Source organism: Caballeronia glathei (genome assembly GCF_000698595.1).
In the GTDB taxonomy this organism is placed as follows: domain Bacteria; phylum Pseudomonadota; class Gammaproteobacteria; order Burkholderiales; family Burkholderiaceae; genus Caballeronia; species Caballeronia glathei.
This window is the reverse complement of sequence record NZ_JFHC01000040.1, coordinates 1-20,033: the sequence shown is the minus strand read 5'-3', so window position 1 is coordinate 20,033 and position 20,033 is coordinate 1. Positions and strand designations below refer to the sequence as shown.

The window sequence follows — 20,033 nt, the reverse complement described above, 5'->3', positions numbered from 1 at the left end:
GAACCTTTCTCGATGAGAAGGCAGCGTGTCCATAAAAACAGGGAGTAACAGTCATGCATTTGCCACACGAGCTGAAAGTCGCGGTAGTCGGTCTGGGTTATGTCGGGTTGCCTCTGGCAGTGGAGTTCAGCAAGCACCGCCCGGTGGTGGGATTCGACATCAACAACGCCCGCATTTCCGCGCTGCGTGAAGGGCGCGACGTCACGCTCGAGATCAGCGATGCCGAACTGGCGGCCGCCACGGGGATGAAGTACACGGCCGACATCGAGGACCTGAAGGATTGCAACGTGTATATCGCAACCGTCCCGACGCCGATCGACCATCACAAGCGGCCGGATTTCGGGCCGCTCGTCGGCGCGAGCGAGACCATCGGCCGCGTGCTGAAGAAGGACGACGTGGTGATCTACGAATCGACCGTCTATCCGGGCGCGACGGAAGAAGAATGCGTGCCGGTGCTCGAGCGCATGTCCGGGCTCAAGTTCAACGTGGATTTCTTCGTTGGCTACAGCCCGGAGCGGATCAATCCCGGCGACAAGGCGCACCGCGTGACGGACATCAAGAAGGTGACCTCGGGTTCGACGCCGGAGATCGCGGACCTGGTGGACGGCCTGTACCGCGAGATCATCGTGGCGGGCACGCACAAGGCGAGCAGCATTCGCGTCGCCGAGGCGGCCAAGGTGATCGAGAACACGCAGCGCGACGTCAACATCGCACTGATCAACGAGCTGTCGATCATCTTCAACCGCATGGGCATCGATACGGAGTCGGTGCTCCAGGCGGCCGGCACGAAGTGGAACTTCCTGCCGTTCAGGCCGGGTCTCGTCGGCGGGCACTGCATCGGCGTGGACCCGTACTACCTGACGCACAAGGCACAGGCGATCGGCTATCACCCGGAGATCATTCTCGCCGGGCGGCGCCTGAACGACAGCATGGGCAGCTACGTGGCGTCGCAGCTCGTCAAGGCGCTGACGAAGCGGCAGATCGTCGTCTCGGGTTCGCGGGTGCTGATCATGGGCCTGACGTTCAAGGAAAACTGCCCGGACCTGCGCAACACGCGGGTCGTCGATATCGTCAAGGAGCTGCGTGAGTATGGCGTGGAGGTGGACATCTACGATCCGTGGGTCTCGAAGGAGGAGGCGCATCACGAGTACGGCATCGATCCGATCGAGCAGCCGGCCAAGGGTATCTACGACGCGACGATCCTGGCCGTCGCGCATGGCCGGTTCGCGGAACTGGGCGTGGACGCGATTCGCGCCTTCGGCAAGCCCAAGAATGTGCTCTACGACCTGAAGTACCTGTTTCCGGCGGAGGCGAGCGATCTGCGTCTGTAGAGCGCCGCGCAGCACGGCGCATGCGCAGCACATGGTATTTCGCACGCCACGCCATCGCCACGCGTTTGGCGTGCCCGTCTCATCCGGAGAGCATCGATGTCTGATCGATACAACGCAACAAGGCTGCGGCTCGCGCAGCAGCCGCAGCAATGGCTGATCACCGGCGTGGCCGGCTTCATCGGCTCCAATCTGCTGGAGGCGCTCCTGCAGCTCGACCAGACCGTGGTCGGGCTGGACAACTTCTCGACCGGCTACCAGCGCAATCTCGACGAGGTGCGCTCGCTCGTCACGCCGGAGCAGTGGAGCCGCTTCAGGTTCATCGAAGGGGACATCCGGCGCATGGAGGATTGCGCGGCCGCGGTCAAGGGCGTCGATCACGTGCTGCACGAAGCCGCGCTCGGGTCCGTTCCGCGCTCGGTGCATGACCCGATCGCGACTCACGAAGTCAACATCAGCGGTTTTCTCAACATGCTCGTCGCTGCGCGCGACGCCGAAGTGTCGAGCTTCACCTACGCGGCGTCCAGTTCGACGTACGGCGACCATCCCGGCCTGCCCAAGGTGGAAGACCGGATCGGCCAGCCGCTCTCGCCCTATGCCGTCACCAAGTACGCCAATGAACTGTACGCCTCGGTGTTCGCGCGCACGTACGGCTTCAACGCCATCGGCCTGCGCTACTTCAACGTGTTCGGCAAGCGCCAGGACCCGGACGGCGCCTACGCCGCGGTCATCCCGAAGTGGACGGCGGCGCTGATCCACGGCGATGACGTGCTGATCAACGGCGACGGCGAGACGAGCCGCGACTTCTGCTACATCGACAACGTGGTGCAGGTGAACATCCTCGCGGCGATGTCCGACGCGGCGGCGAGGAACCAGGTCTACAACGTCGCGGTGGGCGACCGCACGACGCTGATCCAGCTTCACGATGGCCTGCAGGCCGTGCTCGCCGACAACGGCGTGTCGTGCGACAAGCGCCCGGTGTTCGGGCCGTTCCGTTCCGGCGACGTCAGGCATTCGCAGGCGAATGTCGACAAGGCCGAGCAGCTGCTCGGCTACGAAAGCCGGATTCCTCTGGCGGAAGGGTTGTCGAGGGCGATGCCCTGGTACATCCAGTTCGTATCTCGGCGATGAGCCAACAGGCCTGCCTTCATCGCGAGCCGCGCCCGATGCCGGGGGCCGCTCGCGATGGGCTGGCCGCTACCAGGTAAGGCCTTGATGTCACATATCGCGAGTTGGCGAAGCCGTCTGCTGCAGATTCATCCCGACCATAAGCGGATCGCCCGGAGCGCAGTGTGGGTTTCGATGTTCGCGCTCCTCGGGAAGTGCGCGGGGGCGTTCAAGGAAATGGCGATCGCGTATCGCTATGGCATCAACAATCTGGTGGACGCCTATCAGCTCACCCTCACGCTGATCGTCTGGCTGCCCGCCACGTTCGTCGCGGTCCTGAGCGTGGTGCTCGTCCCGGCGCTCGTCGAGCTGCGCACGAAGAGCAAGGAGGAGCAGGCGCGCTTCCTGGGCGAACTCGACGTCATGGCGATCCTGGTCGGCGTGATGCTCGCGGTCATTCTCTACTTCTGCTGGCCGTTCGCGCTCGACCTGATGGCGCGCAACCTGTCGGAAGAGACGCGCGCGATGTCGCGCCGGATGATGCTCGGCATGGCGCCCGTCGGGATCCTGATGCTCACCATCTGCGTGTACGCGGCACGGCTTCAGGCACGCGAAAGGCATGTCAACACGCTGCTCGAATGCGTCCCGGCGGTTTTCCTGCTGGGCTTCGTGATGGCCTGGCACGGCGAGGCGTCCCCGGCGCCCCTCATATGGGGCACCACGCTGGGCTTCCTCGTTCAGGCGGTGATACTGGGCGCGCTGTCGCGAAAGGCCGACGGAATCCGCGCGAAGTTCAGCTTTTCGCTCAGCTCGCCGCAGTGGCCGTACATGTACCGCGCGGTGGGCGTGTTCATGATCGGCCAGCTGATCATGAGTCTCGCCACGCCGCTCGACCAGTATTTCGTGGCGGGTCTCGGCGACGGCGCGATCGCCACGCTCGGCTATGCGAACCGGGTGATCGCGCTGCTCGTCAGCATGGGGGCCGTGGCGATCAGCCGCGCCACCTTGCCCGTGCTATCGGAGCTGTTGAGTGCGGGGGATCACGCTCGGGCGCGGAGCATCGCGCTAAAGTGGTCGCTCGTCATGCTGGTGCTGGGCAGCGTGGTGGTAGTGGTGGGGTGGCTGCTCGCGCCGATGGGCGTCGCGCTGCTGTTTCAGCGCGGAGCCTTCGACGCCGCCAATACCGCCGCGGTATCCGATCTGGTTCGCTGGGGCCTGCTGCAACTGCCTTTCTATTTCGCGGTGCTGGTGCTGGTTCAGCTGCTCGCGAGCGAAGGGCGCTTCAGGGCGATGGCCTTCATCGCCGCGGCGAATTTTGCCGTCAAGGCGGCGGCCAATTTCGTGCTGATCCGGTGGTTCGGAATCGAGGGGGTGATGCTTGCAACCGGCGTCATGGGCGCCAGTTCGTTCGGGTGCTATCTGGCGCTCACGTTGTCAAACAGATCGTTCAAGAAGAAGACGGGCTCCTCATGAAGCTTCTGCTGTTCATTCATTCCCTGCACTACGGCGGCGCGGAACGCGTGGCGGTGAACCTTTCGAGCGAATGGGTGACGCAGGGCTGGGACGTCACCGTCGTGACGCTCACTTCCACGGAAAGCGACTTCTATGCGCTCTCCGACGGCGTGAAGCGCATCAGCCTCGACCTCGCGGGAAACAACCGCGGCCTGGCGGGCGCCATCTGCGCGAATGCGCGCCGGATCGTGGCGCTGCGCCGCGTGCTCGACCGGACGCAACCGGATGTCGTGCTCGGCATCGAAACGAGGCCGTCGATCGTCGCGATCCTGGCGGGGCTCGGCCTTCCCTGCAAGGTGATCGCCACCGAGCACATCCATCCTCCGATGCTCTCCGAGGGGCGCTTCTGGGAGTCGCTGCGCCGCTGGACGTATCCCAAGGCGGACAAGGTCGTTGCGTTGACCGCGAAGAGCAAGCTCTGGCTGCAGAAGTATTGCAATTGCAGCGCCGTCACGGTGATCCCGAATTCGATCTCCCTGCCGATTCCCGTCATGGAGCCCATCCTGCCGCCTGAGCAGGTGGTCGGCCCCGAGCGGCGCGTGTTGCTCGCTGCGGGACGCATGGCCGGGCAGAAAGGCTTCGACATTCTGATCGACGCGTTCGCCCGGATCGAGAGCGAGTTCCCCGTGTGGGATCTCGTGATTGTCGGAGACGGCGCCGACCGGCCGGCGCTCGAAGCACAGGTGGCGGCAGCGGGACTGAAGGGCCGCGTGCTCATGCCGGGCCAGGTCGGCAACATGCCCGACTGGTACCGGCGCGCCGATCTCTACGTGCTGAGTTCGCGCTTCGAGGGCTTTTCGATGACGATCGTCGAGGCCATGGCAAGCGGGTGCGCCGTCGTGAGCTTCGACTGCGACGCGGGTCCCGGCGACATCATCACCGACGGTCACGACGGGTTGCTGGTGCGGGATGTCGGAAACCCGCAGGAACTCGCCCGGGCCCTGTCGGCGCTGATGGCCGACGACGAAACCCGTGCGCTGATGGCCTCGCGCGCGCGCGACGTCGTCGAGCGGTTTTCCGTGGCGCGGGTGTTCGCGATGTGGCGTGAAGTCTTCACGCAAACCGGCGTGAGGCTGCCGCGCAGCGTCGATCGCTCTTCCGTGCGGGTGACGGAGTGAGCGCCGCCATGATCATTCAAGCCGGGATCTGACCTTCCATGAATATCGTCTTGTTCATCAGCGCGATGCAGGACGGCGGCGCCGAAAGCGTCGCCGCCACGCTGGTCAATGCATGGGTCGAGCGGGGCGACTCGGTTACGCTCGTCGCGACCTATTCCGGGCGGGGCACGTGCAACTACCCTGTTTCGGAGCGCGTGAAGTTCGTGTATCTCGCCGATCTCGTGACGCGGCGAGGCCGCGGGCCGCTCGCCTTCGGCGCGCGCTTCATGACGTTGCGCGCGCTGATGCGCGACAGCCGCCCCGACGTGATCGTGTCGTTCCTCACCAACGTGAACATCACCACGATTCTCGCGTCGCGGGGGCTCGGCATTCCCATCATCGTGAGCGAGCATACGAATCCGCTTGCGGACCGGCGCTCGCTCTTCTGGAAGCTGATGTGCCGGTTCGTCTATCCGAAGGCGGACCTTCTGACGCTCTTGACCGATGGCGTGGTCGCGCCGTTCAGGAAAGTCGTGCCCGGCATGAAGGACATCGCGGTGATGCCCAATCCGCTGCCGGACGGACTGTTCCAGCTGGAGCGGCAGGCTCCCGCGGCGCGCAAGCGCGTGATTTCGCTCGGGCGCCTGCACAAGATCAAGCAGTTCGACCTGATGATTCGCGCCTTTGCCCTGCTTGCCGACGAATTCCCGGACTGGGACCTGTGGATCTGGGGCGAAGGGCCGGAGCGCGCGGTTCTGGAGGCGCAGATCGGGCAGCTGGGCATGGGCGGACGGATCTTCCTGCCCGGCCGGACACTCACGCCGTGGGCGGAGCTTGCCAAGGCCCAGGTCTTCGCGATGTCGTCGAGCCATGAGGGCCTGCCGATGGCGCTGATGGAAAGCATGGCGATGGGGCTGCCCGTCGTGTCGTTCGATTGCCCGAGCGGGCCGAAGGAACTGACGCGCGACGGCGAGGACGGGCTGCTCATCCCGCCGGGCGATGCGAACTCCATGGCGGCCGCGTTGCGCCGCCTGATTTCCGACGACCACTACCGCTCGGAACTGGGCAGGAAAGCCTCGATCTCGGTGCGGGAGCGCTATTCGCTGAAGACGATATTGCGCATCTGGGACGAGTTGTTCGAACGGGTCGGCGCGCGCCCGAAAGACGTGGAGTCAGCGCATTGAGCCCGTGCGATGGTTGCGGCCGTGGCCTGCCGTATCCGAAGCATTCAAAGAGGCGCCCGGAAAATCAGGAGCGGACATGAACGGACGTAAGGTTGTCCTTTTCGCCAATACCGACTGGTATCTCTACAACTTCCGCCTGTCGCTCGCTGAAAAGCTGCGGCAGGAAGGCTACGAGGTGGTCCTGTTGTCGCCGCCCGGCGACTCCGGGCCGAAACTGCAGGCGCTCGGGTTTCGCTGGGAAGCGATGCCGATGAATCGCCGGAGCCTGAATCCGCTGCGCGAAGTGGGCGTGCTCGCGTGGCTCGTGCGGTTTCTGCGGCGCGAGAAACCCGACCTCGTGCACGGCTTCACCATCAAGAGCGCGGTGTACGGGTCGCTCGCGAGCAGGATGGCCGGCGTGCCGGCGCGCATCAACGCGGTGGCCGGCATGGGCTACGTCTTCACGAGCCGCGATCTGAAGGCGCGCGTGCTCAGGCCCGTCGTGCGCCAGATGATGCGCTTCGCGCTGAACGGCCGGGGCAGCGCGCTCGTGCTGCAGAATCCCGACGACGTCGCGCTATTCAGGAAGGCGCGGCTCGTCGACGACCGGTCGATCCGGCTCATCAAGGGCTCTGGCGTGGACTGCTCGCGCTTCGCCGCCCGGCCGCAGAGCGGTGAGGACGCAGAGGGCCCGCTACGCATCGTGCTCGCCGCCCGCCTGCTGTGGGACAAGGGCATCGCCGAATATGTGGAGGCCGCGCGAACACTGAAGAGCGAAGGCCGGTCGGTGCGGTTTCTTCTTGCCGGCTCGCCGGACGAAGGCAATCCCGCATCGGTGTCGCGGGAACTGGTCGGGCAATGGGCCGGTGAAGGACTGCTCACGTGGCTGGGACATGTGGGCGACATGCCGAAGCTGCTTTCCGAAGTGGACGTCGTGGTGCTGCCGAGCTACCGCGAAGGCTTGCCGAAGACGCTGATCGAAGCGGCGGCGTGCGCGCTGCCCCTCGTCACCACCGACGCTCCCGGCTGCCGCGAAGTGGTGAGCCGCTCGGGCGAGGACGGCCTCCTCATTCCCGTGCGCGACGCCGCCGCGCTCGCCGACGCGATCCGCCTGCTCGACGACGACCGCGCGCTTTGCCGCAGGCTCGGCCTGGCGGCGCGGGCGAAGGCCCTGAGCGAGTTCGACGAGACCATCGTGATCGGCAAGACGCTGCGCGTGTACAGCGACCTGCTGGACGCGCCGCGCCTCGACGTCGGCGTGGCGAACCAGTCCGAGCGGCGGGCATAGCGGTTTGACGATATTCAGCGGCGATTTGAGGAAGGAGATCGATTGACCATGGTCGTGCCGAAATTCATCTTGCGCTTCGACGACATCACCCCGGAAATGGCGTGGTCGAAGTTCGACCCGTTCGATGCGCTCTCGAAGGAACTGGACCTGCCGCTGCTGGTCGGGGTGGTCCCGCATTGCCTCGACGAGACGCTTTCCGTCGAGCCGGCCAACGAGGCGTTCTGGGACACGGTGCGCGGCTGGTTCGAGCGCGGCTGGAGCATCGCGCAGCACGGCTACACGCATCAGTACGTGACGCAGCATCCGGGCATCCTTAGGCTCGGTCTCAAGTCGGAGCTGGCGGGGCTGCCTTACGAGGAACAGTTTGCGAAGCTGCAGGCGGGAAAGCGGATTCTGATGGCACAGGGCGTATGGCAGCCGGTGTTCATGGCGCCGTCGCATTCCTTCGACGAAGGGACGCTGCGTGCGCTCGCCGCGCTCAATTTCGAGTATCTGACGGACGGGTGCGGCGTCTATCCCTACCAGTTCGGCGAATTGACAGCCGTTCCGCAGCTCTTCGCCACGCCGTTGCATTTCGGCTTCGGCGTGTATTCGATCTGTCTGCATGTCAACACGCTCAGCGAGCCGGAGATCCAGAAGACCATCGAATTCGTGAGAAGAAACCGCGCGCAGTTCATTTCATTCAAGGAGGCTGCGGACGTGAAGGCCCCGATCCCGGGTGTCGCCATGGCCATGCGATTTCTGACGTCGACTCCGTTGCGCGCGATGCGCCGTCTGCGGGGCTGAATGCTTGCCAGCCGGTTCCCTAGTTCTTGAGGAGGTGCGGGGTGCGTAAAGGACGCAGGGCGGTAAATGCCCTTCTGCTGGGCGGCATGGTCGGCGCCGTCGGCAAGCCGCTCGTCGCGGCGGCGAACGTGCCGAACGCGGCAAGCACGGAGCCCGGTGGGCCGGAGGAAGTCGTCGACAGGTGGTTCGGCGTCACCGCCGACGGCAAGACCAACGACCGTGCCGCGCTTCAGAAGGCCGTCGACAGTTCGGTCGGCAAGACCCTGCTCATCACGGGTCCGTGCCGGATGGACGCGGACGGACTGCATCTGCGCAGCAACAGCCGCGTGCGCTTCACGCCGGGCGGGTCACTCAAGCTGCTCCCGCACGACCGGAAGAACTACGAGGTCCTCCGCGTCTGGGACGTGAAGCACGTGCTGATCGAGAATGCGCGCCTAGACGGCAGCAAGGAGCTGAACGCGGCCAAGGACGGGCAGTGGGGCATGGGCATATCGATAGCCGGAAGCAGCGACGTGACGATACTCTCCCCCACGACGATCAACTGCTGGGGCGACGGCATCTACATCTCGAACAGCTTCTCGGGCGGCCAGCCGTTCTCGAGCGACGTCAAGGTCATGAAGCACCATGCCTCCGGCTGCCGCCGCCAGGGTGTGTCGATCATCAGCGGCAGGAACATCCTGTTCGATCATCCGGTGTGGGAGAACATCGCGGGCACGCTTCCGTCTGCCGGCCTCGACATCGAGCCGAACGTCAACTCGGATATCGTCGAGAACATCCGCATCATCAGTCCGGTCACGCGCAACTGCCAGTTCGGCATTCTCGTGTGGCTGGAGCAGTTGCCGGGCGAGAAGGACCAGCACGTCAGTGTTGTCATCACCGGCCACAAGGACGAAGGCAGCCGCGAGGCCGCGTACAGCGTGTCCAGCCTGAAGACGAAAGGCCGCGTCGTGACCGGCTATATCAAGAGCGACTCGCCGACATGGATCCGTCCCAAGGGCGACGCGTTCGTCAACGAAAACTACGACAGCGACGGACCGAGGGTCTATGTCTCGAACCCGAGGATCATCAGGTAGCTTGTCAGATGGCGGGCTCGCGCCGGAGGTTCGAGGCGCGCTTGCGCTGCCGCACGAGGATCGCGCACGGTTTTTGCATCCATGCTCGTTCGAGCCATGCATTTCTTGCGCTCAGACGTTTTGCGGCTCCATGTGCGCAAACGTACGGTTGGCGCGCTTCCGTTATGGTCTAACGGTTAGTCTGCGAGCCGAGGCAAGCGCCGGTGCCCGTCGGGCGCGTTCGCTTCGCGGTTTTTCCGGTGCGCCGACATCTGCCGCACCGTCGTATAACGGAGACGGAAGTGAAGCGATGGTTCTATAGACTCTTCAAGGCCGCACTCGTCGTATTGATGATCCTTCCCGATACGACCCACTATTTCGCGCAGGGCATCGTGTCTGCGGCACCCTGGGTCGGCAGCTGGTCGGTTGCGCCGTCGGTCACCGACGATCCCGGTTTCAACAACCAGACAGTGCGGCAGATCGTGCGCACCAGCATCGGCGGGACTTCGGCGCGCATCCGCGTGTCGAATCTCTTCGGCACCGCGCCCATCGTGATCGGCAACGCCCGGATCGCGCGGCGCACGCGAGGGCAGCAGACGGTGACTGGCAGCGACCGCGCGATCACCTTCGGCGGGCAGCCGAACGTGACGGTGCCGGTGGGCGCATCGGTGGTGAGCGACGCCGTCGCGTTCCAGGTGCCGGCGCTCGCCGACGTCGCCATCAGCCTCTATCTGCCGCAGCAGACGCCGCCGAGGTCGACGGGTCACGTGGACGGCCTGCAGGACGTGTACATCGCCCCCGGAGACGTCAGCGCCGATCCCGCCTTTTCCGGCGGCACCGCCAACTCGGCCGGCGGCCAGTCCTACTATTTCCTGACCAATCTGGACGTGCAGAACCCCGCCGCAACGGGCGCGGTCGTTGCTTTCGGCGCGTCGATCACGGATGGCCTCGCGTCGAGAGCCAATACCAACCGGCGCTGGCCGAACCGGCTCGCGATCCGCCTGCAAAGAGCCGGCATGACCGTGGGCGTGCTGAACCAGGGCATCAGCGGCAACGATTTCTTCACGGACGACGCCGGGCAGGCCGGCCTCAGGCGCTTCGATCGCGATGTGCTCCAGCAGGCGGGCGTGAAGTGGGTGGTCATCTCGGACGACGCGGTCAACAACCTGCTCAGGGACCCGCCTGCCACCTCGACGCAGCTGATCGGCGCGCTGCGGCAACTGATCGACCGCGCTCATCGCGCCAACGTCAAGGTGATCTGCTCGACGCTCACGCCGTTCAATGCGTCGCCTGAAATCGAAAGCACGCGCCAGGAGGTGAACGCGTTCGTGCAGGATTCGTCGAGCGGCTGCGACGCGGTGCTGGACCAGGCGAGCGCGGTGGGCGATCCCGCCGACCCGGCCAACTTCCTGCCGGGCTATAACAGCGGCGACAATCTGCACCCGAACGAAGCCGGGCTCCAGGCGATCGCCAATGCGATGGACCTCGAGGCGCTCGCTGCCCTGCCGCCCATTCAGGCGCCTTCGGCCTGCGGCCAGCTCGCGCCGGGCCAGGGAATCGCGCGCGGCCAGAGGCTCACCTCGTGCGACAGCCGCACCAGTCTGAACATGCAGGCCGACGGCGATCTCACGATCTCGCAGGCGGGCACGGCGATCTGGTCCGCCGGCACTGGCGGCTCCGCCTCCGCCGAGCTGCGGATGCAGGAAAACGGCAACCTCGTGGCGTTCGATTCCAATGGCGTGCCCGTCTGGGAGAGCGGCACCTCCGGGCATCCCGGTGCCTACGCGTACATGCAGGACGACGGCAGCCTCGCCATCTACGCGTCGAACGGCGTGATCTGGGCGTCGAACATGTGATTGCGCGGTGCCCCGGGGCGCCGGGGCGCTGCAACCCGGCCGCCGTAACGCGCGCGACTTGCGCAACGCGCATGCGGCTTCTCCCCGATCAGAAAATCCCGATCCACCGGTATACCCAGAACTGCGCGATCCCGGCCAGTTCGTGCAGCGCATGGAACGCGACGGCGAAATTCCTTCGCAGGGGCACGAGCGACGGCCGGGCCGAGTCCGCGTGGGCGGGCGCTGCGATGGTGTGAATGCCGAAGCGGTCGAAATTGAGCTGGGCGCGCCGCATGTGATAGGCGGACGTGACGAGCACCACGCTGTCGAACTGTCCTTCCTTCAGGAGCGGGCTCGTGAATTTCGCGTTTTCGTAGGTGTTGCGGCTGTAGCTTTCGAGCACGAGATCGCGCGGAGCGACGCCCCGCGAAAGCAGCACCGGCCGGTAGATCTCGGCGTCCGCGGCGCCCTGGCGGTCCGGATCGCCGCCGCTCACGATCACCGTGCAGGAATGCTGTCCGTGTTTGCACGCGTCGTAGACGTCGACGGTCTTCTCGATGCGGTACATCGCGCTCGACGTGGGAACCAGTGCGCTGCCGGAACCGGCGGGGTCGGTGCCCGCGCTCAGCAGGACGATCGCGGTACGCGCGCCCATGGCGGGCAGCGGGTCCGGCTGCCCGGCCCGCTGCCCGATATTCCACACACCCGAACCGGCCAGCCACACGCCGATGACGATGCCCCCCGCAATGATCCAGTAAAGGCGCCTTGAAGCCAGGAATGTACGCAAGTCGATTACCGGAATGACGAGGCCATTGATGCACCGGGGAGCGTGTTCATGGTCAGGCTTCGACGCGGGAATCGACGCCCTTCATCCGCGCCCGGGCGCGCGCGCCCGCCGGCGGCCGCGATTTCGCCACGATGCCGATACTGAAGCAGAGCCAGCGGGGCAGGAAGCCGAACGGATGTCCGGAGACGGAGATCACGTCGAAGTGCTTGTCGATGGCCTGCACCATTGCCGCGTAGTCGAACCCCTTGTGTTCGTCGCGCTCGACACGCTCCATTCGTCCCAGCGTCGCGTTGACCAGCTCCCCGGCCGTATACGCGTGCGCATCCTTGCTGAGCAGCCGCTTGAGGGTCCACTTCGTGATGAACACGAGGCCCTTTTCGTTCGGCACGGTCACGAACAGATGACCGTCGAGATGATCCGCGATCTTGCGCAGATAGCCATCTACGAGATGCGGCGGCACGTGCTCGAGCGTCTCCATCGAGACCGCGATGTCGAACTTGTCGCGCCGCTCCAGCGCCATGTCTTCCGGCACATGCGCTTCGCGGAAATCGAAATTCGCGTGGCGGTTCCATTTCTTGGCGGCGAGGTCGAGGCCGCCTTCCCAGTTCGCATCGAAGCCGACATAGCGCTTCGGCTTGACGGGAAGATGATCGATCAGCTTTCCGTCGAAGCACCCGAGCTCCAGCACCGTGCCGGCGGCACAGCGGCGCTTCGTGAGCTCGCTCGATATCCAGTTGAACCGTGCCAGGTGAAAGCGGCCCCGGATGCCTCCCGAGAACAGCCGTTCGTTGTAGCCGAACCCGTCTTCTTTATTTTTCATGTGACTCCCCGTTCAATGCCGTGTGTGTACGTCCAAGCCATGTCCCAACGCCTGCCCAAAGTTCGACAATCTGCAAAACCTGAATACCGGAAGCGGGTTCGGTTCACCGTTCCTCGACGAGCCGCTGATAGAGATCTTCGAATCGCTCGCGAGCGCGTGCCATCGTGAATTCCGCGTGAATGCGGGCTTTCGCCATCTGCCCGAGATGCCTGCGTGCCTCCGGCGTCATCTCGACGAGACGCGACAGTCCGGCGGCGAGCGCATTGGCATCTTCCTTGGCGACGACCACCCCCGTATTGGCGACGAGCATGGCGGCATCGCCTACGTCCGTCACCACGCACGGCAGGCTCATCGCCATGGCCTCGCCCACCACGTTCGGGAACCCTTCGGTGCGCGAGGACAGGCAGAAGACATCCATGGCCGACAGACAGGCCGGCACGTCACGCCGCTCGCCCAGCAGCATGAACCGCGACGTGTGCCCTGTCTTTGCAATCCAGCCAGCCAGTTCCGGGTTGTCCGCGTCGAGCCCGCGGCCGACCATCATGAAATAGACATTCGGAAAGCGCGCCGCGACGAGGCCCGCCGCGCGCACGAAATTGTGATGATCCTTGACCGGGTGAAAGCGCCCGAGCACGCCGATCACGATCGCGTCCGCGGGGAAACGGTTCTGGTCCCGCAGCGTTTCCCGCTGCGCCGGCGAGGCATCGAGACGCGCGACATCGAAACCGTTGGGTACGACCAGCATGCGCCTTGCGTCGTAGCCGACCGAAACGTGCGCCTTGCGCGAGGCTTCCGCGGCGCACACGATCGTCTGCGGCACGACGTAGGAGAGCCACGCGCAGATCTTGCGCAGCACGACGGTGGCGCGGGAGCCGCCGGATTTCACGTCGGTGGTCCGCACGCCCCAGACGATCCGCTTGTGCGACGCGAGCCGCCCCGCCAGTCCGCCGAGAAAATCGGCGTGATACATCCACGTCTGGATGATGTCGGGACGCGACACGCGTATCAGCTGCACGAGCTTCCACACGACGCGTGGAATGTCGAGCGCCGAGCGCATGCCGAGTATGTGCACGTCGACACCGCGCGCGGACAGCTGTTCGCCGATGCGCCCGGCGGTCGTCAGCGAGCAGACGATATGGCGATAGCGCGGCTGCTCGATGTGCGACTCGATGAGGCGCTGGAGCATGAGTTCCGCGCCGTCGGAGTTAAGCGCAATGATCACATGGAGAAGCTTCACAGTCGCTGCTGCCGTGTTCTGTAGAGTGGAAAGGCATCCAGACAGGCAACGCCGCCGGCGTCACTGCTGGCTCTCCCGCGGCAATGCGTGTTACGGCCTGCCGGCCGGGACAGCTGGACGATCATCGGGGTGCCCGCTTCGCGCCGTTGACCACGTGCTGGCAAGCGATGCAGCCCCGTGGATCGATCCGGCTCCCGGGTGTTACCAATGTAAGGCTTCGCCGGATATTGGCTCCGTGCGGAGACCCACACCTCCGGCGTTTAAGTGGCGGATCGCGTGAGGGGAAGGCCTCGCGGGCGGAGGCGCTGGAAGGAGGGGAAAAGCCGCACCGTGTCGGCGGTGCGGCATAAGGGGCCAACGGTGTCGGGAACACCGTCAGGATCAGGGAGAACCTGCGTCCGGGTGTGCGGGGCTTTCCTCGCTCGAAATGGCCAAAGCATCGACGCGTCCGGACGCGGAACGAAACCGGCATCGCGCGTCTGCCGCCTGCCGGGCGCTCAACGATAACGCCCGGCCATCGCCGGCACCTGCTCGACGTTCTGCGCGCCGCACCGCCCCCGTGCCGGCTTACTGCGCTTCCCACTCCACGCGCCGGGCCGCCTGACGTCCGCGGTTGCCGATCCACGCCGCCGACAGCGCACTGACGAGCGCGGACATGAGCACGTAGATGCAGATGAGCCACGGCTCGCCGTTGCCCTTTTTCAGCAGGAAGGTGGCGATGATCGGCGTGATGCCGCTCGCGAAGATGCCGGAGAACTGATAGACGAACGAGATGCCCGAATAGCGGACCTTCGCGTCGAACAGTTCTGCGAAGAGCGCGGCCTCCGGCCCGTACACCGACGCATAGAACACGCCGAACGGAATGATGATCGCGAGCCATACCAGCAGGATGTTGTCGCTGCCGTGCTTCATGAGCCAGAAGCCCGCGAACGCGGACAGGCCCGTCAGCAGCGATCCCCAGAAGTACGTGCGCGTGCGCCCGATGCGATCGGAGAGGCGGCCGAACAGCGGAATGGCGAACATCATCACGACGGCCGCCGCCATCACGCCGAGCAGGGCGTCGGTGCGCGTCACCTTGAGCGTCTGCGTCAGATAGACGATCGAGAACACGCCGAAGACGTTGAAGAACACGCCATCGATGAAGCGTGCGCCCATGCCCGCAAGCACGTTGCCCGGGTATTCGGCGAGCACCTCGCGGATCGGCAGCTTGATCTGCTCGCCCTTTTGCTTGACCCGCGAAAACTCGGGCGTTTCCATCACGTTGAGCCGGATGTACATGCCGATGGCGACGAGCACCACCGAGAGCAGGAACGCCAGCCGCCAGCCCCAGGAAAGGAACTGCTCGTTGGTGAGCAGCGACGAGAGCGCCGCCACCACGCCCGACGCAATGCACAGTCCGAGCGCAAGGCCGATCTGCGGAATGCTCGCGTAGAAGCCGCGCTTTTCCTTCGGCGCATATTCGAACGCCATCAGCACGGCGCCGCCCCATTCCCCGCCGAGCCCGATGCCCTGCGCGACGCGCAACAGGAGCAGCAGCGCGGGCGCCCACAGGCCGATCTGCGCGTAGGTCGGCACGAGGCCGATCAGCACGGTGGCGACGCCCATGATCATCAGCGTCATGACGAGCATGCTCTTGCGCCCGAGCTTGTCGCCGAAGTGGCCGAAGATCACGCCGCCGAGCGGCCGGCTCAGAAAGCCGACGGCGAACGTGCCGTAGGCGAGCATCGTCGACACGAGCGGGTCGCCGCTCGGAAAATACAGCTTGTTGAAGACAATCCCGGCAACCACGCCGTACAGAAAGAAGTCATACCATTCGATGGTGGCGCCGATCAGGCTCGCCGTGACCACCCGCCTGATCTGCTTCGCATCGCTGCTTTTCGTCTCTTCCATGTGCGTCTCCTTTTATAAATGCCGCGTGGTTTTCCACGTCGGTGTCAAACTGCTTCCTCCATTACCGCATCGACAACCCGGCTTCTTCTCTGGTCGGCGAGGATCATGTCCGCCGCCTTTTCGGCAATCATGATCACGGGCGCGTTGGTGTTGCCCGACACGAGATCGGGCATGATCGACGCATCCACCACGCGCAGCCGCGCGAGCCCGTGAACCTTCAGACGCTCGTCGACCACGGCCAGCGCGTCGCGGCCCATCCTGCAGGTGCACGCCGGGTGATAGATCGACTGGCTGTAGCGGCGCGCCGCGTCAAGCAATTCGCTGTCCGACTGGAACTGCGCGCCCGGCACGAATTCCGACACGATGTGCGGCGCGAGCGAAGGCGCTTGCGCGATGCGCCGCGCGACCTTGATGCCGCCGATCACGACCGGGTGATCGCGTTCATCGGAGAGATAGTTGGGCTGGATGGCCGGGTACTGGAGCGGATGCGCCGACCGGATCTCGACGCTGCCGCTGCTGAACGGCCGCAACTGGCACACCGAAGCGGTGAACGCCGAGAACGGATGCGCGCCTTCGCCCGGCTTGTCGGCGCTCAGGGGCTGCATGTGGAACTGGATGTCCGGGCGCTCCACGTCCGGCGCCGAGCGCGTGAAGATCGCCACCTGGCTCGCCGCGAGCGTGAGCGGGCCAGTGCGCGAGAGCGCGTACTGCAGGCCGATCCAGGCTTTGCGAAGCGGGCTGTTCACTTCGTCGTTGAGCGTGCGCTCGCGGGTCTTGAACACGAGCCGCACCTGCAGATGATCCTTCAGGTTGCGGCCGACGCCCGGCAGATCGTGATGCACCCTCACGCCCGCGCGGCGCAGCACGTCCTCGGGACCCACGCCGGAGTTCTGCAGGATCTGCGGCGAACCGATCGCGCCCGCCGCGAGGATCACCTCGGCGCGAGCGCGCGCCCGATGCACTTCGCCGCCACGCATGTATTCGACGCCGACCGCCTGGCCGCCTTCGAAGAGCACACGCGTGGTCTGCGCGCGCGTCTCGACGATCAGGTTCGCGCGGCTCCTCGCGGGCCGCAGGAAACCCTTGGCGGTGCTCCATCGAAGACCCTTGTAGGCCGTCTGCTGAAAATACGCGACGCCTTCCTGCGTGGCGCCGTTGTAGTCCTCGTTGAACGGGATGCCGATATCCTGTGCGGCCGCGATGAAGTGGTCGGCGATCGGCCGGCGCAACCGCAGGTCCGAGACCTTGAGCGGTCCGCCCACGCCGTGGAATTCGTTCGCGCCGCGCTCCTGATCCTCCGACTTCCTGAAGTAAGGCAGCACGTCGCGGTAGCTCCAGCCCTTGTTGCCAAGCGAGGCCCAGTAGTCGTAATCCTCGCGCTGTCCGCGCACGTAGAGCAGGCCGTTGAGCGAACTCGATCCGCCAAGCACCTTGCCGCGCGGCCATTGCAACTGCCGGCCCGCGAGGCCTTCGTCCGGTTCGGTGCGATAGCACCAGTCGAACTCGGGGTTGTGCATGGTCTTGAAGTAGCCGACCGGGATGTGAAGCCACGGATTGCTGTCCGGCCCGCCGGCCTCCAGCAGGAGCACCCGGTTGCCCGCGTCCTCGCTCAGACGGTTGGCGAGCACACAGCCTGCGGAGCCCGCGCCGACCACGATGTAGTCAACTTCGAACGACATGAATCCCGTCTCCTGAAATGGTCCGGCGACACCTGCGGCATGACGCCTGTGAACGCCGGATCTTCGAACCCGTTGGAACGAGTTGTTTCGTTTTGTTGAAGAACAATGTCTTGCAATTGGCGCGAAAAACCAAGAAGAACGAGGAGCAGAAGCCGAAAGTGAAACGAAAACTTGCGAATCCGGATCAGAAATGAGCCGTGCACCGGGTTGATGGGCGGGGATGAGCGCGACGAAGACGTATCGAGGGATGGGCCGGATGCGAAGGGCGCGCTTGCGCCGGTCCGACAGACGAGGGTTTGGCGAACCTGCCGCGGAGCCCTTGTATTAAGCAAAAACTGATATATTTCGTTCTGGTTAAAACATCGTTTGCCAGCGTATGCGGCTGCGCACGACCGGCAAGAAATGCGCATTCATGGCAGGAGACCGAGATCCGATGAAGGAGAAGACCCCGAACTCGAACGACGACAGCCGCGTGCTGCGCGCGCTTGCGATCCTCGATCAGCTCGCCGTCGCCGGGCAGCCGTTCACGCTCTCCCAATTGTCGGCGCGGCTGCACATTCCGAAGGCGACGCTCATGCGCCTCGTCGAATCGCTGGAAGCGCAGGGCTACGTGATGCACCTGCCGGATTCGCGCGGCACGGACCGCGGCATCACGCTCGGCCCGCGCGCCGCGCAACTGGCGCTCTCGACGCTCGGCAGCAGCAGCTTCACGCGCGCGTGCCGGTCGCTGTTGCGCGCGCTCGTCGAGACGCTCGGCGAAACCTGCAACCTCACCGCGCTCGACGGCGACATGGTGCTCTACGTCGAGCGCGTCGAAACGACCGAGCCGCTGCGCCTGCACATGCAGCCGGGCATGCGCGTGCCGCTGCACTGCACGGCGAGCGGCAAGCTGTTCCTTTCGCAGATGACGCGCGCCGAGCGCAGCGCGGTGCTGCAGCGCCTGCCGCTCACGCGCATGACCTATCGCACGCTGACAGACGTGAGCCTGCTCGAAGCGGAACTGGACCGGCTCGCCACGCGCGGCGTGGGCATCGACAACGAGGAGTTCGTGCGGGGGATGGTGGCCGTCGCCGTGCCGGTGCGCGACGCGCAGGGCAAGCATGTGCTCGCGTCGCTCGCCGTGCATGCGCCGACGGCGCGTTCGAGCCTCGAGGATCTGCTCAAGGCCGTGCCGAAGCTGAAGGAGGCGTCGCTGCGTTTCGCGCCGCTGCTGCACAATCCCGAGGCGGCGCGATAGCGGACGCGTCGCGCGTTGCTGCTTTCGCGATCGCGTCGAACGTGCGCGCCCTAGAACGTCGAGGCAAGCTCCCGCGCCGCTTCCTGCAGGCGCGGAACGAATTCGAGCGCGCGCGAAAGCGGCGCGCGCGAGACGGGCGCATGCACGGCGATCGCGGCGACGCACTGGTTCTGCGCGTCCATCACGGGCGCCGCCACGCACACGATGCCGACGACGAATTCCTCGTTGTCGATGGCGATGCCCTTGTGCGCGGCGCGGTCGAGTTCCGCTTCGAGCAGTTCGGGGTCGGTGATGGTATTGGGCGTGAAGCGCTTGAGTTCCAGCGCGCGCACGAGCACCGCGCGCTGCTCCGGCGGCAGCATGGCGAGCAGCAGCTTGCCGCTCGCGCTGCAATACGCGGGCACGTGCGAGCCGGGCTTGAGGTCGAGCCGCAAGGGCCACGGCGCTTCCATCCGGTCGAGATAGAGCACTTCCGTTTCGTGCAGCATCGTGAGATTGCAGGTTTCGCCGAGGTCGGACACGAGGCGCGCGAGGATCGCGTGCCGCAGACGCCGCGCCCCCGAATGCATCATCACCCCGAGGCCGAGCTGCGCGAGCCGCGGTCCGATCACGTAGGCGTTCTTCTGTCCGGGCTCGCGGATCACGAGGCCCCCGGCTTCGAGCGACGCCAGCATGCGGTGCAGCGACGCCTTCGGCGCATCGACTTCGTGCGCGATGTCCGCGAGCGAAACGGGACCGTCCGCGGCGACCAGGTGTTCGAGAAGCGCAAACGCACGCAGGGTCGGGGTATCCGCTTTTTTCATGTCTGCCGTTCCGGAAAATGGATCGGCAACATTGTACTCAAAGCCCTTGTGCCGTGCGTTTTCCGGCGCGCAACGGGCGTTTCGCCCGGCGTTTTCGTCGATGAAAGGGTTCCGGTTTTCGGAACGCGACGCAGTTTCGCCGGACGGCTCCGGAGTAGCGGAGGGTTCCGTGCTGTCAGCGGGTAGCGGCAAGCCGGATTCGAAGTTCATGGGCAGACCCTGCAACGGCATGTTCGGAAAAGCGGCGTGCCGGGCGCGCTTGCGCGGGTCCGGCTCGTCCGGCGGATGGCACCTCGTCGAGCGGATTGCGGAACAATTCGTTCTGAAGCCGCCCCGGCATTGCGGCCAGCATCGGCCGCGATGCCGGGGCGTCAGGCTTCAGCGTGCTCAGACATAGTCCTTGTACTTGTCG

Annotated in this window: 17 protein-coding genes; 10 read left to right on the top strand and 7 right to left on the bottom strand. The window is 65.3% G+C overall.

Going from position 1 to position 20,033, the window contains the following annotated elements; all coding sequences use genetic code 11:
• The first annotated feature begins 53 nt into the window (after positions 1-53).
• From tviB to BG61_RS23115, 9 genes are all read left to right on the top strand, one after another.
• Positions 54-1,331: a Vi polysaccharide biosynthesis UDP-N-acetylglucosamine C-6 dehydrogenase TviB gene (gene tviB, locus BG61_RS23155; protein WP_035934378.1), complete on the top strand. Its 1,278-nt coding sequence runs from the start codon at positions 54-56 to the stop codon at positions 1,329-1,331.
• Positions 1,332-1,427: 96 nt separating this feature from the next.
• Positions 1,428-2,459 (top strand): NAD-dependent epimerase/dehydratase family protein, encoded by a 1,032-nt coding sequence (locus tag BG61_RS23150; RefSeq protein ID WP_035934377.1) that lies wholly within the window; start codon positions 1,428-1,430, stop codon positions 2,457-2,459.
• An 84-nt stretch (positions 2,460-2,543) separates the two neighbouring features.
• Entirely contained in the window at positions 2,544-3,908 is a 1,365-nt protein-coding gene (gene murJ / locus BG61_RS23145; RefSeq protein ID WP_051672732.1) for a murein biosynthesis integral membrane protein MurJ, read from the top strand.
• Positions 3,905-5,065, top strand: coding sequence for a glycosyltransferase family 4 protein (locus BG61_RS23140; RefSeq protein ID WP_035934375.1), 1,161 nt, complete (start codon positions 3,905-3,907; stop codon positions 5,063-5,065). The genes murJ and BG61_RS23140 overlap by 4 nt, the downstream gene beginning before the upstream one ends.
• A 38-nt stretch (positions 5,066-5,103) precedes the next feature.
• Positions 5,104-6,228, top strand: a complete 1,125-nt coding sequence (locus tag BG61_RS23135; RefSeq protein WP_035934374.1) for a glycosyltransferase family 4 protein — start codon at positions 5,104-5,106, stop codon at positions 6,226-6,228.
• Between the two features lie 76 nt (positions 6,229-6,304).
• Positions 6,305-7,495, top strand: coding sequence for a glycosyltransferase family 4 protein (locus BG61_RS23130; protein WP_035934372.1), 1,191 nt, complete (start codon positions 6,305-6,307; stop codon positions 7,493-7,495).
• Between the two features lie 48 nt (positions 7,496-7,543).
• Positions 7,544-8,281, top strand: coding sequence for a DUF2334 domain-containing protein (locus tag BG61_RS23125; RefSeq protein WP_051672731.1), 738 nt, complete (start codon positions 7,544-7,546; stop codon positions 8,279-8,281).
• A 41-nt stretch (positions 8,282-8,322) separates the two neighbouring features.
• Complete coding sequence (locus tag BG61_RS23120) at positions 8,323-9,354, top strand: right-handed parallel beta-helix repeat-containing protein (RefSeq protein ID WP_232256262.1); 1,032 nt, start codon at positions 8,323-8,325, stop codon at positions 9,352-9,354.
• A 281-nt stretch (positions 9,355-9,635) separates the two neighbouring features.
• Positions 9,636-11,189, top strand: coding sequence for a GDSL-type esterase/lipase family protein (locus BG61_RS23115; protein ID WP_035934370.1), 1,554 nt, complete (start codon positions 9,636-9,638; stop codon positions 11,187-11,189).
• Between the two features lie 88 nt (positions 11,190-11,277).
• Here the strand turns inward: BG61_RS23115 and BG61_RS23110 are convergent, their stop codons facing one another.
• The 5 genes from BG61_RS23110 to BG61_RS23090 all read right to left on the bottom strand — a co-directional run bounded on the left by BG61_RS23110 (position 11,278) and on the right by BG61_RS23090 (position 17,581).
• The gene (locus BG61_RS23110) at positions 11,278-11,955 is read right to left on the bottom strand and encodes a YdcF family protein (protein WP_051672729.1); all 678 of its coding nucleotides are present in this window, start codon (positions 11,953-11,955) and stop codon (positions 11,278-11,280) included.
• Positions 11,956-12,007: 52 nt separating this feature from the next.
• Positions 12,008-12,775, bottom strand: coding sequence for a class I SAM-dependent methyltransferase (locus BG61_RS23105; RefSeq protein WP_035934369.1), 768 nt, complete (start codon positions 12,773-12,775; stop codon positions 12,008-12,010).
• Between the two features lie 103 nt (positions 12,776-12,878).
• Complete coding sequence (locus BG61_RS23100) at positions 12,879-14,012, bottom strand: glycosyltransferase family 4 protein (RefSeq protein WP_035934367.1); 1,134 nt, start codon at positions 14,010-14,012, stop codon at positions 12,879-12,881.
• 567 nt (positions 14,013-14,579) lie between these two features.
• Positions 14,580-15,902: an MFS transporter gene (locus tag BG61_RS23095; RefSeq protein WP_035934366.1), complete on the bottom strand. Its 1,323-nt coding sequence runs from the start codon at positions 15,900-15,902 to the stop codon at positions 14,580-14,582.
• A gap of 44 nt (positions 15,903-15,946) precedes the next feature.
• Entirely contained in the window at positions 15,947-17,581 is a 1,635-nt protein-coding gene (locus BG61_RS23090; protein ID WP_035934365.1) for a GMC family oxidoreductase, read from the bottom strand.
• A 433-nt stretch (positions 17,582-18,014) separates the two neighbouring features.
• Here BG61_RS23090 and BG61_RS23085 point away from each other — a divergent pair, with 433 nt between their 5' ends.
• The gene (locus tag BG61_RS23085) at positions 18,015-18,818 is read left to right on the top strand and encodes an IclR family transcriptional regulator (protein ID WP_035934598.1); all 804 of its coding nucleotides are present in this window, start codon (positions 18,015-18,017) and stop codon (positions 18,816-18,818) included.
• Between the two features lie 50 nt (positions 18,819-18,868).
• Here BG61_RS23085 and BG61_RS23080 read toward each other — a convergent pair whose 3' ends face one another.
• Both BG61_RS23080 and BG61_RS43705 read right to left on the bottom strand, forming a co-directional pair.
• Complete coding sequence (locus tag BG61_RS23080; RefSeq protein WP_035934364.1) at positions 18,869-19,621, bottom strand: IclR family transcriptional regulator; 753 nt, start codon at positions 19,619-19,621, stop codon at positions 18,869-18,871.
• Positions 19,622-19,796: 175 nt separating this feature from the next.
• Positions 19,797-20,033, bottom strand: a 237-nt coding sequence (locus tag BG61_RS43705) for a hypothetical protein (RefSeq protein ID WP_206540610.1), incomplete at its 5' end; no start/stop codon positions are given.